This window comes from Microbacterium sp. ANT_H45B (assembly GCF_008369345.1).
Lineage (GTDB): Bacteria > Actinomycetota > Actinomycetes > Actinomycetales > Microbacteriaceae > Microbacterium.
The window spans coordinates 679,544-695,127 of record NZ_VOBK01000003.1 but is presented as its reverse complement, the minus strand read 5'-3'; the positions used below and the strand labels follow the sequence as shown (position 1 = coordinate 695,127).

Here is a 15,584-nt window from a genome sequence, read left to right as displayed (position 1 = left end):
AGGTCACAGAGGCGTGCGAACGGCCCCTCGACTATGATCCGATGGGGGGATGCGCGCACTCTGCTGACGCGGCACGGCGTTCTCTCGCTGTCTGTTCACTTCGGGAGGGAAGCGCATGGCCAAGCGCACCATGTCTGCGCCACCGGTGCTCTCCGGTTACAGCTACGTCCGGCCGCTGGGCTCGGGCGGTTTCGCCGACGTCTTCCTCTACGAACAGGATCTCCCTCGACGCGTCTCCGCCGTCAAGGTGCTTCTCGCCGACGCCGTGAACCCCGAGATCCTCCGCACCTTCAATGCGGAGGCGGACATCTCCGCCCGTCTCAGCGCGCACCCCGCGATCGTGACGATCTACCAGGCCTCGATCTCGTCCGACGGCCGTCCGTACATCGCCATGGAGTACTGCCCCGACAACATGAGCGCCCGCTACAAGCGGGGCCCGCTGCCGGTCGCCGACGTTCTCGACACCGGCGTGCGCATCGCCGGTGCGCTCGAGACCGTGCACCGTGCAGGACTCCTGCATCGCGACATCAAACCCTCCAACATCCTCGTCAGCTCGCTCGGCAGCCCTGTGCTCGCCGACTTCGGCATCGCCGCGGCCGTGCTCGACGAGGGCGAGTCCGACACCATCGCGATGTCTGTGCCGTGGAGCGCCCCCGAGGTGCTGCAGGAGAAGGTGTCGGGATCCGTGGCCAGCGAGATCTGGAGCCTCGCAGCCACCCTCTACACGCTGTTCGCCGGCCGTACACCGTTCGAGGTCGACGACCGGTCGCAGAACTCCCGCGACCGCCTGACCCGCCGCATCGTGAAGGCGCAGTACACGCCCGTCCCCGTCGCCGGGTTCCCCCGCGGAGTCGACGAGATCCTCTCCACCGCGATGCAGCGCGATCCCGAGCGCCGGTTCGCGTCGATGACCGAATTCGCCGAGCGTCTGCGCTGGGCGCAGTACGAGCTGCGCATCGCCCCCACCGCCTTCGAAGCGGCATCCGCCGACTGGGCGGCGGCCTCGCCCGTCGACTTCTCCGACGCCGCCTCCCGCGGCCCCGTCGTCACCACCGTCGACCCCGCCTCGCGCCGCGCCGCGCGTGCGGCCGCGAAGGGAACAGGTCCGCGTGAGGTCTACGCGCAGCCGGCCCCGAAGCGGGAGCGCTCGCCTCTCGTCTCAGGACTCATCGGCGCCGGAATCGGCATGGTCGCGCTCGGCGCGGTCGGGGTCACCGTCCTCATGATGACCGGAGTGATCTGATGGCGATCGGTGACCGCAGCAGAACCGCGACGCCGCCGCCCTCGCGTCGACGGCTGATCGCATCGATCGCCGGTGTCGCCGCCCTCGCGACCGTGGTGGCCGTGGCCGTCACCGCCCAGGGCTACGAATCGCAGGAGGTGCCGCGCCTCGAGTCGTCGGTCTGGGTGCTCCGGGATTCGGGCCAGTACGCGCGCGTCAACACCGAGCTCGCCGAGATCGACACCGTGCGCAACGTCGACGCGCCCGACGCCGTCTGGCAGAGCGGGGCGGAGGCGGTGCTCTACAGCCAGGGCTCCCGTCAGCGGTGGGATCTCGACGCCGCGGCACCTCAGAACCTTCTCGCCGACGCCGGCGAGGAGGGCACCGCGTCGGCCTCGGAGCCGACCCCCGCCGGCACCAGGGAGATCGTCTCGGCCGGCCCCTACGTCGCGTACCGCTCCGACACCGGGCAGGTCTCGGTCTCCACCCTCAGCGCAGGCGCGTCGACCGCACTCGTCGACCCCTTCGCCGAGGTCGAGGTCGAAGAGGGCGAGGACAGGCCCACCTACACCGCGGATGCGATCGGCCTGTCGCCGGACGGCATCCTCGCGCTGTACTCCGGTGACGAGGGCGCGGTGCGCCGCTTCGACATCGACGAGTACGCGTTCATCGGCGACGCGCAGGCGATCGACTCGGCGCCCGAGGCCGGAACCGACGTCACCATGACCGTCGTGGGCGACCGCTGGGCGCTGCTGCAACCGGGCGACGGACAGCTGTGGACGGGTGGCGGAGAGCCGCAGAGCCTTGACATCGCCGACGACGCCATCCTCCAGGCAGGCTCCGCCGACGCGGAGAACCTGCTCATCGCCGATTCCGACGGCCTGGTCTCGGTGCCGCTCGGAGGCGGCGAGGCGACACGCACGGTGGAGGCATCCGGCGTTCCCGCCGTTCCCACCTTCGCCGGCGGGCAGGCCTATGCGGCCTGGCTCGACACGGGCTCCGGAACCCTCTGGGCCGACGGCGACACCGTCGATCTCACCGTGCCGGACAAGGCTCTGGAGTCCGGGTCGATCCGCCCGGTGTTCCGCAGCAACGGCGATCGCGCGGTGCTCTCCGAGGTGGGGACAGGGCTGATCTGGACGGCTCCGGAAGGTCGCCTCATCCCGCTGGACCAGTGGGCGGTCGAGAAGGAGACCGAGCAGGAGGAGGGCACGGTCGTCGTCGAGGACATCGCCGAGCAGATGCCACCGGTCGCCGTCGACGACGCGTTCGGCGTGCGCAGCGGCCAGCAGGTCATCCTGCCCGTGCTCTACAACGACCACGACCCGAACCGCAAGGACGTGCTGTCGGTCGACGCGGCATCGCTCAGCGGCCTCTCGAATCCCGACTTCGGTGATGTGTCGCTCGTCGCGGACGGGCAGTCCCTCGTCGTCACCGTTCGCGCGGCGTCGGGGCAGGCCAGTTTCAGCTACGCGGTCACCGACGGATCCGCCGTGTCGGAACCCGCGACCGTGACGCTCACGGTCGTCGATCCCGCGTCGAACTCCGCTCCCGTCTGGTGCGGTGTCGAGGCGTGTCAGCAGGAATGGCCGACCCCGCAGCTGCTGCCGGGAGGCAGCACGATCGTCGCGGCGCTGTCGGGCTGGGTCGACCCCGAGGGCGACCCCTTCGTGCTCAGCGACGCCTACGAGACCGACGCGGCGGCGCCCGTCATGGTCGTGCCCATGGACGACGGCCGCGTCGCGATCCGCCACACCGACCCGAACGCCTCCGACGCCGTGATCTCCGTGACGGTCGTCGTCGAGGACGCTCAGGGCGCCACCGCCGAGAAGGTCCTCGACGTGCAGGTGACCGCCAACCCCGCACTCGTCGCGGCCCCCGTGGCGCTGAATGCGCTCGTGGGCGAGCCGCAGTCCATCGAGGTCGCGGATCACCTCTCCGGCGGATCCGGCTCCTACCGGCTGCTCGATGCCGTGCAGACGTCGGCCTCCGCCGACGGTCTCGAGGTGGCACCGAACACGGCAGCAGGCACGGTCGAGCTCACGGTCGCCCAGCCGGGTCAGTACGTCGTCACGTACACCGCGCAGGACGCGGTGACTCAGGCCGAGCGCTCCGCCGTGATCCGCGTCACCGCCGTCGACGGATCCACCGCCCTCGCGATGGCGCCCCTCACCGCCTTCGTCCGCGAGGGCCAGGACACCACGGTGGACGTGCTCCGCGGGGTGCAGAACAACACCGGCCGCGTGCTGCTGGTCTCCGGCGTCGAGAGCTCGACCTCCCTGCTCAACGTGGGGGTCGTGGGCAACGAGAGCATCCGCGTCAGCGGCACGACCGCCGACGGAGAGCCCGGCGTCATCGGCTCGGCATCCGTCACGATCGCCGACGGCGCGGGAGGCGCCGTGAAGGGCACGGTCACGGTGTTCCTCACCTCGCCGTCGACCGTCACCAGGCCCATCGTGTTCGCCGACGCCATCACGGTGCGCGCGGGGTCCCTCTCGCGCATCCCGGTCACGGCCAACGACGTCGCGCCGCGCGGCGAGCCCCTCCTCGTATTGCCGGAGGTGACCGGATCGGACCAGCCCGACGAGCTCGTCTTCGCCGACGGCAACGCGCTGCGCTACCTCGCCCCGAAGACCCCCGGCACGTATCGGCTCACCTACTCCGTCGCGCTCGAGCGCAACCCCTCGCTCTCCGACAACGGCACGGTGCTGGTGACCGTCGTCCCGTCGGGCACCAACCGCGCGCCGACGCCGATCACGCTCGAGGGTCGAGTGCTCAGCGGCCAGACGGTCTCGCTCAAGGTTCCGCCGACGGGGATGGATGCCGACGGCGACAGGGTCTCCCTCGCCGGTGTCGCGCAGCCGGGCTCGGGCAAGGGCACCGTGACCATCTCGCCCTCGGGCGACGCGATCGTGTACCGTGCCCCGGCGGGCGGAGTCGGCGACGGCCAGGTCAGCTTCGACTACACGGTCAGAGACACGCAGGGAGATCAGGGAACCGGCACCGTGCGGATCGGCGTCCTCGACGCCGCGATCGACGACACGGCCCCTGTCACGTTCAGCGACTACGTGCGCGTGCGCGTCGACTCGTCCACGCCGATCGTGCTCGATCCGCGTGCCAACGACATCGATCCCGCCCAGGGCGAACTCGAGCTCGTCGAGCTCATCCCGAATGCGCCGACGGCGCCGGGCAATCCCCTCTACGAGCGCCTCGACCGGCTGATCGACGATCAGACGTCACTGGACGACGGCCGCGTCGTGCTGCAGGCCGGAGACACCGCCGGCACGAACTCGTACATCTACACCGTGCAGTCCACACGCACCGGAAGCACCTCGCAGGGCCTCATCGTCGTCACCGTCACCGAAGACGACGTCGCCGACCAGCCGACGGTCACCGACACGGTGCTCACCGCCCGCGACAGGGCAGAGCTCTCCAGCGGCGGGATCGACGTCGTGACCGATCGGGTCCGGTGGACCTCGGGCGACGTCGGCGAGCTCACGCTCAGCCTCTGGGGCGACCAGCCGGGATTCTCCGTGTCCGGCGACCGGATCACGGGCCAGGCTCCCCCCGAAGGCGCCCTCGTCCCGTTCACGCTCAGCGGCACCGTCGGCGGGCGCGACATCGTGGGGCACGGCTTCCTGCACATCCCGGCCTTCGACGACCTCCGAGTGCAGACCCTCCCCGGTGCCGAGCCCGTCGTGGTCGACGAGGAGGCCACGGCGCAGTTCGACGTCGGCGACTATGTCGACCTCTCGAGCTCCGATCCCTTCGACGTCGGCACCGACCTGAGCGCGCAGCGGGCCTCGGCGATCTGCTCGGCGACCGGCAAGACCGGCACGTACCAGTCCGGCACCGGCGCACCCTGGTCCGACACCTGTCTCGTCCCGGTCCGGCTCAAGGGTCAGCAGAGCTGGTCGTACATCGAGGTGCCGATCAGCATCCGCCCCGCGGCGCCGCAGGTGAACCTCGCGCCCATCGCGCAGACCATCGCGCCCGGCGCCGCCGCGACGATCGACCTCTACTCGGGAATGGTCTCCTGGGAGGGCGGCCGCTCGGGCGATCCCTCGACGCTCCAGTACGGCATCGACTACTCGGGATCCGCGTTCACGGTCACCCGCGACGGCGCCACCCTGACAGTCGAGGCGCGAGCCGACGCGCAGCCCGGCACGCGCGAGGAGATCGCGGTGAGCGTGGCGGAGTACGGCGGCGCATCGTCGGCGATCCGTCTCGTCGTCGGCATCGCCCCGCCCGACGCCCCGCGGGGCGCGACCTTCACCCAGCAGTGCATCGTCACCACCCCCGGATGCTCGGTCGAGGCCGTCGGCATCGTCGGCGAGTACGACCCGTTCCAGGGCAAGGTGGGTGCCGGTCTCACCCTCACCTCGATCGGTGCCGGAGCGCGGTGCGACGTCGCCAGCGTCACCGTCGCCGGCAACTCCCTGGCCGTGAGCTGGCCCGGCGGCGGAAACGCCCCCGGCGGTCAGTGCATCATCCCGTTCGTCGTCAGCGACGCGCAGGGGCGCACCGGCACGGGCACCATGACGCTCGACCTGCAGGGCATCTCGCAGCCGCCCGCGAGCGTGACGACCGCGGCGTACACCCGCACCACCGTCACACTCGACGTGCCTCTCGGCGAGGCCGCGCGCGCGCATCCCGCAGTGACCGGCGTGACGATCCTCCGAGACGGAGCGCCCTCGAACGCGGCGTGCACGCCGAACGCCGGGTTCTACCGCTGCACGGTGAGCGGTCTCGTGAACGGCGAGCCGCACGCGTACACGGCGGTCGCGGTGAACGCTGTCGGCTCGTCGACCCCGACCTCGGCCCACACGACGTGGGCGTATGCGGCCCCGGAGATCTCCGGCGCGGCCGCCGCGCCCGTCTACCGAGCCGGTGTCACGACGACGTCGCAGGGCGTCGCCTCGCTGTCGATCACCGCCGGCGACGACGCGGCCTCGTTCCGCATCGAGGGCTCGGGGCAGGTCATCCCGCGATCCGGAGCCACCACGACGGTCGATGTCACGCTCCCCCCTGGTGCTCAGACCATCACGATCGTCCCGATCAGCCAGTTCCAGCCTCCGACAGGCGGCGGCAACGAGGGCGGGGCGTTCCAGGCGTCGGTGACCGTCGCCGGAGCGCCGATCATCGGCTCGGGCACGGCGGCGGCCGCATCCTCGAACTCGTCGATCGCGGTGAGCGGCCCGACGTCGGCGAACGGCAACGGCAGCGCGCGCCCGATCACCATGAAGTACCTCGCGTGGCGTTCGGGCACCGCGACGTGCACGGCGAACCCCGACGGCACGCTCTCCGCGAACGCGGAGCGTGTCTCGGACACGTCCACGCTCTCCGATCTCGAGGCGTACAGCACCTACAACGTCAAGGTGTGCGCGTCGAACGGCTACGGCGTCGCCGAGTCGTCGCCGACGTCGGTCTTCGTCTTCGAATCGATCGGGGGCCCGGGGGGAGATCTGACCTGGGCCGTCTCCAACACGTACACGCAGATCGGCAACCGGTACTCCTACGTGCTCGCCAAGTCCCCGACGGTCGAGGCGCAGCCCAACTTCGCCCCGCAGTTCCGGGTGTACGGCAGCTGGGAGGGCAGCTTCTCGCTGTCCCCCAATTCCGCGCCGTCCAATGCCAAGGCGCGGACGTGTCATCAGACCTTCACCTGGGCCTGCTCGCCGGAGGTGGCACTCACCCCCGCGTCAGGCAGCGCCCCGACGACGGTCTCCGTCGACTTCGCGCCGTGCGTACCCGCCCAGCCGCAGAACGCGGCGACGATCTCGACGGCGGCGAACGGTTCGGCGAACATCACCGCGAAGCCGATCCAGACCGACCCCCTCCAGCCCCGGCGCTACGAGGTCACGATCTCGTGGAAGGGCGCGTTCTCCATGCTGCAGCCCATCACGCGCACGATGGACGGCTGCCCGGTGCCCTGATGCGCGTGCGAAACCCCTGCCCGCCCCACGAAGAAGGACGACGATGACCCCGCCGGTTCGAACCCAGGGCCTCACGCCCAATACTGTTGCCGTATGCCCGCTTCTGCCGCCGCTCCCATGACCATCGCACCCGAACAGGCATCCTGGTTCGCTGAGACCTTCTCGATCCTCGCGGGGAACGTCGAGCAGGCGATCCTCGGCAAGCGCCATGTGGTCGAGCTCGTGCTCGCCGCCGCCGTCAGCGGCGGACACGTGCTGCTCGAGGACTTCCCCGGCACGGGCAAGACGGCGCTGGCGCGCGCGATCGGGCAGACCATCACCGGCACGAGCTCGCGCATCCAGTTCACCCCCGACCTGCTCCCCGGCGACGTCACGGGAATCACCGTGTACGACCAGAAGCAGGGCACGTTCGAGTTCCACGCGGGCCCCATCTTCGCGAACATCGTGCTCGCCGACGAGATCAACCGCGCGAGCCCGAAGACGCAGTCGGCTCTGCTCGAGGTCATGGAAGAGGGGACGGTCACGGTCGACGGCGTCTCGCGGCCCGTCGGCTCACCGTTCCTCGTCATGGCGACGCAGAACCCGATCGAGCAGGGTGGCACCTATCGGCTGCCCGAGGCTCAGCTCGACCGCTTCATGATCAAGTCGTCGATCGGCTACCCCGACGGCGCGGCCACCATGCGCATCCTGCAGGGGGCGGCAGCCCCGAAGCCCCCGCTGAACGGCATCGTCGGCACGGACACGATCCTCACCATGGCCGAGATGGCGCGCGGGGTGTACGTCAACCCGCTGATCTCCGACTACATCATGCGCATCGTCGACGCGACGCGCCGCGCCTCCGAAGTGCGACTGGGCGTCAGCGTGCGCGGAGCCCTCGCACTCTCGCGCCTCGTGACGGCGTGGGCGGCGAAGTCGGGACGGACCTTCGTGACACCCGACGACGTGCGCGACCTCGCCGTCGTCGCCTTCGCCCACCGCCTCGTGCTCGAGCCGGAGGCCGAGTTCGACGGAGTCACCGCCGTCGCGGTGATCGGCCAGATCCTCCTCGACGTCGAGCCTCCGCGCGAGAACGGCTCTGCGTGAGCTTCAACACCGAATCGCGCCTGACGCGCACCGCCGCGCGCACGAGCACATCCACCCGCACCTCGACGGTGACGCGTTTCGAACGCACGCACCGGGGGCCCGTGCGGGGAGCGGTGTTCGGCGCGCGTCGGATGCTGCGCGGAATCGCGCGCACGGCGAAGGGCACGCTGTCGTGGCTGAACGACACCGTGACCACCGCGGGTCTGCTCGTCGCCGTGGCCCTCGTGCTCGGGGTCGTCGGCGGTCTGCTGCTGGGCTGGGTCGAGGCGTGGGCCGTCGGGACCATCGCGATGGTGCTGCTGATCGCGTGCGTGCCCTTCATCCTGGGCGCCCACGACTACAGCATCCGCCTGGAGCTCGGACGCGACCGCGTCGTCGCCGGCTCCGACATCGGCGCGGTGCTCGACGTGCGCAACACCGGCACGAGACTCGCCCTCCCCGGCGTCGTCGACGTCCCCGTCGGCGAGGGCCTGGTCGAGGCGCACGTGCCGCTGCTGCGTCCGGACGGGCACCACACCGAGCAGCTGACGATCGCCGCGCATCGCCGCGGCATCATCGACGTGGGCCCGATGACGATCACTCGCGGCGACCCGATCGGCCTGCTGCGCCGCGAGCAGCGGTGGCCCGAGGTGCAGCGCATCCACGTGCACCCCGTCACCGTGCGCATCCCCAGCACGAGCGCCGGCCTGATCCGCGACCTCGACGGCACCCCCAGCACGAGACTGGTCGACGCCGACCTGTCGTTCCATGCCGTGCGCGAGTACGTCGTCGGCGATTCGCAGCGGCACGTGCACTGGAAATCCACCGCGAAGACCGGCACGCTCATGGTGCGCCAGTACGAGGAGTCGCGGCACGCCCGCATTGCGATCATCCTCGACCTCGCGGCCGACTCCTACGAGAGCGACGACGAGTTCGAGACCGCGGTGAGCGCCGCCGCATCCCTCGCGCTCCAGGGCGTCACCGAGGGGCGGGACGTGCTCTTCGTCGTCAGCGACGAGATCCCCGAGCACTCGCGCAACGAGGTGCTCGCGATCCGCACGCTGCCGACCCTCACCCCGAAGTCGATGCTCGACGCGACGTCGACCGTCGATGCCGCAGACAGCGTGATGCGCATCGAGGCGGTCACCGCCCTGACCGTGCAGTCCTACCCCGATCTGTCGATCGCGTTCCTCGTGACGGGATCCCGGATGCCGGTGGACCGACTCCGTCGCTCGGCGATCGCTCTCCCCGCCGCGGTCGAGGCCGTGGCCGTCCGCACCGAACTCGGCCAGGAGCCGACCATGCGCACGGCCCGCGAGCTGTCGGTGATGACGCTCGGAGCGCTGGGCGACCTGCCGCAGATGCTCGCCAGAGGAGCGCTGCGGTGAGCGCTGCGGTGAGCGCGCGGGACGCGCTCCGGCGTCTTCGCGAGCTCCTCTCCGCCCTCAACATCTGGGGTCTGGGCTACGTGCTGCTCGGCATCGGCCTCGCGACCGTCGCGGCCTGGCCGCTGTACGCCGCACCGCGCGCGCTGGTCGTCGGCATCGTGGGCGGCCTGCTCGGGATGCTCGTCGCCGTCGTCGCGCGCGTGCTCCGCTGGAATCTCCTGATGTCGGCGCTCGTCGCCGCCGGCGTCTATGTGGTCGCGGCCGCTCCGCTCGCCGTGCCCTCCTCCCTGACATCGTTCCCCGCCTTCTTCCTCGGTGTCCGCGACGCGGTGCTCGGCGTCGCGCTCGGATGGAAGCAGATCCTCACCCTGAATCCGCCGCTCGGCGAGTACCAGGCGGTCCTGGTGCCGCTGATGGTCGTCATGCTGTTCGGATCCTTCGCCGCCACCCTGCTCGTGCTCGAGGGCGGTCGACGCGCGGCATGGGCAGTGGCCGTCGTGTCGACCATGAGCGTGTTCGGCATCGCCTTCGGACTCATCGGAACCAGCTCGGCGATCACGCTCTGGGGCATCGCCCTGCCGGCTCCGCGTGAATGGCTGCTCGGCATCTCCGTCTTCCTCGCCGGACTGGTCTGGCTCATCGGTCGCGCGCGGCTGCGGCGCGCGCAGGCGCTGCGCATCGTCGCCGCGCAGAACGTCACTCGCAGTGCGGCGCCGGTGTGGCTCGGCATCCGTCGTCATCTGCTTTCCGGCGTCCTGCTGATCGTCGCGCTCGTCGCCGGCGTCGCCGTGGTCCCGGCCGCGGCCCAATGGTCCGATCGGACGGTCCTGCGCGACGACGTCGAGCCGATGGTGGTCGTGCAGCGGCAGATCAGCCCGCTCAGCACATATCGCTCCTGGTTCACGACGTCGATGCTCGACGAGCCCGTCGTCTCGATCTCGGGTGACACGGGCGATCTCGAGCGCATCCGCATCGCCACGCTCGATGCGTACGACGGGGAGGACTTCCACATCTCGCCCGACGATCGATTCAGTCGCCTGCCGCGCACGGCGGCCCCCGACGCAGGGCGGCTCTCGCTCGAGTTCACGGTCGGCGAGGCCTACCGCGGCATCTGGGTGCCGGCACCCGCAGGGCTCGCGCAGGCCCCGACCTTCGAGGGCGCGCGCGCCGAGAAGCTCGCCGACGGCTTCCACGTCGATGACGAGGGCGATACCGCGATCACCATCGCCGAGACGTCCGACGAGCGTGAGGGTCTCGAGCCGGGAGACCGCTACGGGGTGCTCGTGGATGCACCCGCCGAGACGCCCACACTGACCGATGTGCGCGGTGGCGATTCGCTTCTCGACAGCGAGGCGTATCCGGCGCTCGCCGAGTGGGCGACCATGCAGGAGCAGCCGCGCACCGGCGCCGGCTATCTCGAGGTCATCGACCGTCTCAGGGCCCGCGGCTACCTCTCGCACGCCCTGCTCGAGGACGACCAGGCCACGGGATGGATCTCGGCGCTCAAGAGCGCAGGGGGATACTCCTTCGCCCCGACCTACGCGGGGCACTCCGCCGCGCGGATCGAGGAGCTCTTCACATCGCTCGTCGACCAGGAACGTCGGGCCGGGGCGGATGCCGATCCCAAGATGCTGGTCGCTGCGGTCGGCGATGACGAGCAGTTCGCCGTCGCGGCGGCGCTGCTCGCCGAGCTCTGGGGCCTGGAGTCCCGGGTCGTTCTCGGAGCGCGTCTTCCCGCTGCCGAGGAGGTCCCCGGCATACCCGCCTGCGACAACGCCTGCACGGGCGCGAACATGACCGCGTGGGTGGAGGTGCGGTCGTCGGGCGGTGACTGGACGGCCGTCGACGTCACGCCTCAGTTCGCGATGCTGCCGAGCACGATCACCGAGGGCGAGCAGCTCCCCGAGCATCCGACCGTTCCCGAGCAGCTGCGCTCCGAGGCGCTCGATCCGCCCCAGGCGCAGAGCGATTCCCGCAACACCGATGCGCCGCCCGAGGAAGGCGGCTCCGACACCTTGGCGTCGCTGCTCGCCGTCGCGCGCGTCCTCGGGCTCAGCCTTCTCGCGCTGCTGCTCCTCGTGCTGCCGCTGCTGGTGGTGGTGGTCGCCAAGAACATCCGGCAGCGCACGCGCCGTCTCGCGGGCGATCCGGAATCGCGACTCGTGGGTGCGTGGGAGGAGCTCGTCGACGTGTACGCCGACGACGAGCGCCCGACGCCCTGGTTCGGAACCCGCGTGCAGGCGGCGGTCGCCGTCGATCGGGAGGCGGCCACGCGACTGGCAGAGCTCGTCGATCAGGGCGTGTTCGCCGCGCATCCGCCCACCGAGGCCGACGCGGAAGCCGCCTGGACGATCGTCGACGAGGAGCGCGCGGCGATCGCCGAGCGTCGAACCCGCTGGCAGAACGTGCGCTCGCACCTGCGTCTGCGCTCGTTCGTGGCCAGGGTGGCGCCCCGACGCGCGCGTGCATCCTCGGACCATCGGCTCGCAGTCGGTACGCTCGCAGTGGCCGGCGCAGGCGCAGGCAGGCAGGAGGAAGACGCATGAACGAGGTCGCAGACCGGGTGCACCTGGCGGTGGACGGTGCAGGGCCCGCTGTCCTGACGACGCTCGTGGCCGCGCTGGGCGTGGGCGCAGTCCTCGGCCTCGCGCTCTATGTCTGGTACGCGCTCGCGCTGTCGAAGCTCTTCACGCGCCTCGGAGTCGAGGGGTGGAAGGGCTGGGTCCCGATCCTCAACGAGGCGACGATCCTCACGCTCGGCGGCAAGCCCGCGTGGAACGTCGTGTTCTACTTCATCCCGATCGTGCAGATCTACGGCCTCATCGTGAAGATCCAGGCCGTCCACAGCATCAACGGTCGCTTCGGCCGAGGCGCCGGATCGACCGTGCTCGCTGTGCTGCTGCCGCCGGTGTGGGCGTCGATCCTGGCCTGGGGTGTTCCGCCGTATCCCGAGGGCGACAGGCTCGCCGCGCTGCAGCCCGGCCCCCGCCGTCAGGGGCCGCCGCAGGACGCGCCTCCGCACGATTCGTCGAGGGGTTACCTCGCCCCTCCGATCCTTCCGCCGGGGGGCGAGAGCGCGCACGGAGAGCCGGCATCGTTCGCCCCGGATGCTCCGGCGGCACCGGCTCCGCCCGCCTTCGTCTCGCCACCCCCGGCGACGCCGAACTTCGAGCGGCCGGCGCCCGCGTTCCCGCCGGCGGCACCGACGTTCGAGCGGCCGGCACCCGCGTTCCCGCCGGCGGCACCGACGTTCGCGCCGCCTGCACCGACCTTCGCTCCGGCGGCTCCCCCCTCCGCCGACGCGGCTGCACCGGCTGCACCGGAATCCCTGATCGTCGGGGTCCCCGGTGTCGAGCGTCCCGCACGCACCGAGTCGGCTCTGCCGTTCGTGCCTCCGTCGATCCCGTCGGCCACGGCACACGATGTCGACGGCGTCCGCCCGCCGACCGATGACGTCAGCGCGCCGGTAGAGGGGGCCTCGGACCCCGTTCTGGAGACGCTTCCCCAGCCACCCGCGCGAGCAGTCGGCGCGGCCGAGCAGTCGTCGGCATCGACCGGGCAGACCGAATCCTCCGACGACCCGCAGGTGAGCGTCGGTTCGCTTCCCGATCGGCTGGGAGCGGCTCCCGCGCCCGATGCCCGCGCGCCGCGATTCACCGCACCGGTACCCGTTCCGGTCGTCCTGCCGGTACCGGAGCCTCCGCGCGCGGCACCGCAGCCCGCCGAGGCGAGCCCGCACACCGATGCGGAGATCGACGTCGATCAGACCCTGTCCGGCGCTGCCCCGCTCTGGGCCGCTCCGGCCGCGGACACGATCGATCCGCCCACTCCCGTCGCGGACACGGTCGATCCTCCCGCTCCCGTCGCGGACACAGTCGATCCGCCCGTACCGGCCCCCGCGGTCGGCATCCGGCCCGCGCCGATGATGTCCGCGCCCCCGCTGACGCAGCCTTCGCCGCCGATCGATCTCGCCGCGCCGGCAGCCGACGCCGGTGAGGATGATGACGACGTCGAGGCGACCGTCGTCGTGTCGCGTCGACGCGGCGTGCGCCGGGTTCTCGTGCTCGACGACGGCCGCTCATTCGCCCTGTCGGCGACGAGCGTCGTGATCGGGCGCAATCCGACCGGCGAGCCGGGGGAGCAGCGCCTGGCGATCGCCGACAGCACACGCACCCTCTCGAAGACGCACGCGCGCCTCATCGTGCAGGCAGACGAGTGGCGCCTCACCGACCTGCACTCCACGAACGGAGTGGTGGTCGTCGCGGATGACGGCGCCGAGACGCTGCTCGACCCCGGTGAGAGCGTGATCGGCGCCGGACGGTTCGTCCTCGGCGAGGTCGGCATGCACGTCGAGGTGGGGACCGATTCGTGACCACCTCCGCTGTCGTCCTCAACGTCGCCGCCCTCACCGACATCGGCCTGACGCGGGCGATGAACGAGGACTCCGTGCTCGCGGCGTCGCCCGTGTTCCTGGTGGCCGACGGGATGGGCGGCCACGACGCGGGTGACAAGGCGAGTGCTGCGGTGGTCGCGGCGTTCGCGCCGCTGGTCGGCACCGAGGTGACCACCGCCGAGATCGGCGCGGCCCTCGCGCGTGCGAACGAGACCGTCGAGGCGATCGCCTCCCAGCACTCGCGCGGCGCGGGGAGCACCCTCGCCGCCGTGGCGCTGGTCGAGCACGACGGCACGCCGCACTGGCTCGTGTTCAACGTGGGCGACTCGCGCGTGTACCGGCTCTTCGCCAACGAGCTCGATCAGCTCACCGTCGACCACTCGCTGGGACAGGAGCTCGTCGACGCCGGGGAGATGCGCCGCGAAGACCTCGCCGGCTTCGCGCAGCGCAACGTCATCACCCGGGCCATCGGAGCCTCCGACAACATCGCCGACAGCTGGCTGGTCCCGGTGATCGACGGCGAACGGCTGCTGCTGTGCTCCGACGGGTTGAGCGGCGAGGTGGGCGACGAGAGCATCCGCGCGACCCTGACGATGGCGGGGCGCCCCGAGACGGCCGCCGCCGCGCTCGTGCGCCGGGCGAAGCAGTCCGGTGGACGCGACAACATCACCGTGATCGTCATCGACGTCGTCTCCGGCGGGCTGCGCGGGGGATCCCTCGACTCGACCGACAGTCGTCGATCGATGTCGATCCACACCGAGACGATGCTCGAAGGCACGACGGTTCCGGCGAGGGGGCGTCGCTGACATGGTCGATCACGAGGACCCGGTCGAGGAGACCGTGATGCTCACCCGCCGCGCGCGCCGATCGCGTCAGTCGGATGCCGCGCCGACCGATCCGCCGGTCATCGGGACCCCGGCTCAGGCGTCGGAGGCGCAGGCGGACGGGTACGCGGATGCCGCAGACGACGGGGTCGACGACCGCACGATCGCGGTGCCGCGCGAACCCGACGACGGGGTCGACGACCGCACGATCGCGGTGCAGCGCGAGCCCGCGCCGTCTGTGGAGGATCACACGGTCGTCGTCGCGAGACGACGCTCCGCGGGCGATCGTCCCGTTCTCCCCCCGGCGCAGGACGACCTGGAGGACCGCACGGTGGTCGTCGATCGGGCGGCGGATGCGGACGCGGCTGCCCCGACCCGCGAGCCCGTCGAGGATGCGGAGGACCACACGGTCGTGGTCGGCCGTACGGTGCGGCCGCCGGCACCCGATCCACCCACGGATGACGCCGAGGACCTCGACGCGACGATTCCCGCCGCACCCGCTCGACGGGTCGAGATGGAGCCGCTGCCCGCCATCTACAAACCGCGCCCTGCCCCTCTGCGCCCGTCGCGTCCACCGACGGTGGAGGGCGGGGTCGCCCCCACGCGGGTGGTCGACGACGGTGCGGCCTCGGTCTCGGTCTCGCGAGCGGCTCGACGCACCAGCGTCCGGGTGCTGGCCGCCGTCGCCGCAGCCTGCGCGGTGTCGGTGTGCGGCCTGGTCGCTCTGGCCTTCGTCGTCTTCACCTGACGCCGTCTTCC

Annotated in this window: 8 protein-coding genes; all 8 read left to right on the top strand. The window is 71.3% G+C overall.

The genetic code is table 11. The features are described from left to right. The first annotated feature begins 115 nt into the window (after nucleotides 1-115). The 8 genes from FQ142_RS15350 (at nucleotide 116) to FQ142_RS15315 (ending at nucleotide 15,573) form a co-directional block, all read left to right on the top strand. Complete coding sequence (locus tag FQ142_RS15350) at nucleotides 116-1,243, top strand: serine/threonine-protein kinase (protein ID WP_149423986.1); 1,128 nt, start codon at nucleotides 116-118, stop codon at nucleotides 1,241-1,243. Further along, on the top strand, nucleotides 1,243-7,158 hold the full coding sequence (locus FQ142_RS15345) for an Ig-like domain-containing protein (RefSeq protein WP_149423985.1): 5,916 nt from the start codon (nucleotides 1,243-1,245) through the stop codon (nucleotides 7,156-7,158). Before FQ142_RS15350 ends, FQ142_RS15345 begins: the two co-directional genes overlap by 1 nt. 117 nt (nucleotides 7,159-7,275) lie before the next feature. Beyond that, a complete protein-coding gene (locus FQ142_RS15340) occupies nucleotides 7,276-8,241 on the top strand; it encodes an AAA family ATPase (RefSeq protein WP_056413353.1) in 966 nt (321 codons plus the stop codon). Beyond that, nucleotides 8,238-9,608: a DUF58 domain-containing protein gene (locus FQ142_RS15335; protein WP_149423984.1), complete on the top strand. Its 1,371-nt coding sequence runs from the start codon at nucleotides 8,238-8,240 to the stop codon at nucleotides 9,606-9,608. The genes FQ142_RS15340 and FQ142_RS15335 overlap by 4 nt, the downstream gene beginning before the upstream one ends. Next, nucleotides 9,605-12,154, top strand: a complete 2,550-nt coding sequence (locus FQ142_RS15330; protein ID WP_149423983.1) for a transglutaminase domain-containing protein — start codon at nucleotides 9,605-9,607, stop codon at nucleotides 12,152-12,154. Before FQ142_RS15335 ends, FQ142_RS15330 begins: the two co-directional genes overlap by 4 nt. Next, entirely contained in the window at nucleotides 12,151-13,980 is a 1,830-nt protein-coding gene (locus FQ142_RS15325) for a DUF5684 domain-containing protein (RefSeq protein ID WP_149423982.1), read from the top strand. Before FQ142_RS15330 ends, FQ142_RS15325 begins: the two co-directional genes overlap by 4 nt. Further along, complete coding sequence (locus FQ142_RS15320; protein ID WP_056413341.1) at nucleotides 13,977-14,807, top strand: PP2C family protein-serine/threonine phosphatase; 831 nt, start codon at nucleotides 13,977-13,979, stop codon at nucleotides 14,805-14,807. The genes FQ142_RS15325 and FQ142_RS15320 overlap by 4 nt, the downstream gene beginning before the upstream one ends. A 1-nt stretch (nucleotide 14,808) precedes the next feature. Further along, nucleotides 14,809-15,573 (top strand): hypothetical protein, encoded by a 765-nt coding sequence (locus FQ142_RS15315; protein ID WP_149423981.1) that lies wholly within the window; start codon nucleotides 14,809-14,811, stop codon nucleotides 15,571-15,573. Nucleotides 15,574-15,584 lie beyond the last annotated feature (11 nt).

Excerpts from the sequence above, each read along its gene's own strand:
- FQ142_RS15345 (WP_149423985.1), top strand. The coding sequence starts at position 1,243 with ATGGCGATCGGTGACCGCAGCAGAACCGCGACGCCGCCGCCCTCGCGT.
- FQ142_RS15325 (WP_149423982.1), top strand. The coding sequence starts at position 12,151 with ATGAACGAGGTCGCAGACCGGGTGCACCTGGCGGTGGACGGTGCAGGG.
- FQ142_RS15340 (WP_056413353.1), top strand. The coding sequence starts at position 7,276 with ATGACCATCGCACCCGAACAGGCATCCTGGTTCGCTGAGACCTTCTCG.
- FQ142_RS15350 (WP_149423986.1), top strand. The coding sequence starts at position 116 with ATGGCCAAGCGCACCATGTCTGCGCCACCGGTGCTCTCCGGTTACAGC.
- FQ142_RS15315 (WP_149423981.1), top strand. The coding sequence starts at position 14,809 with ATGGTCGATCACGAGGACCCGGTCGAGGAGACCGTGATGCTCACCCGC.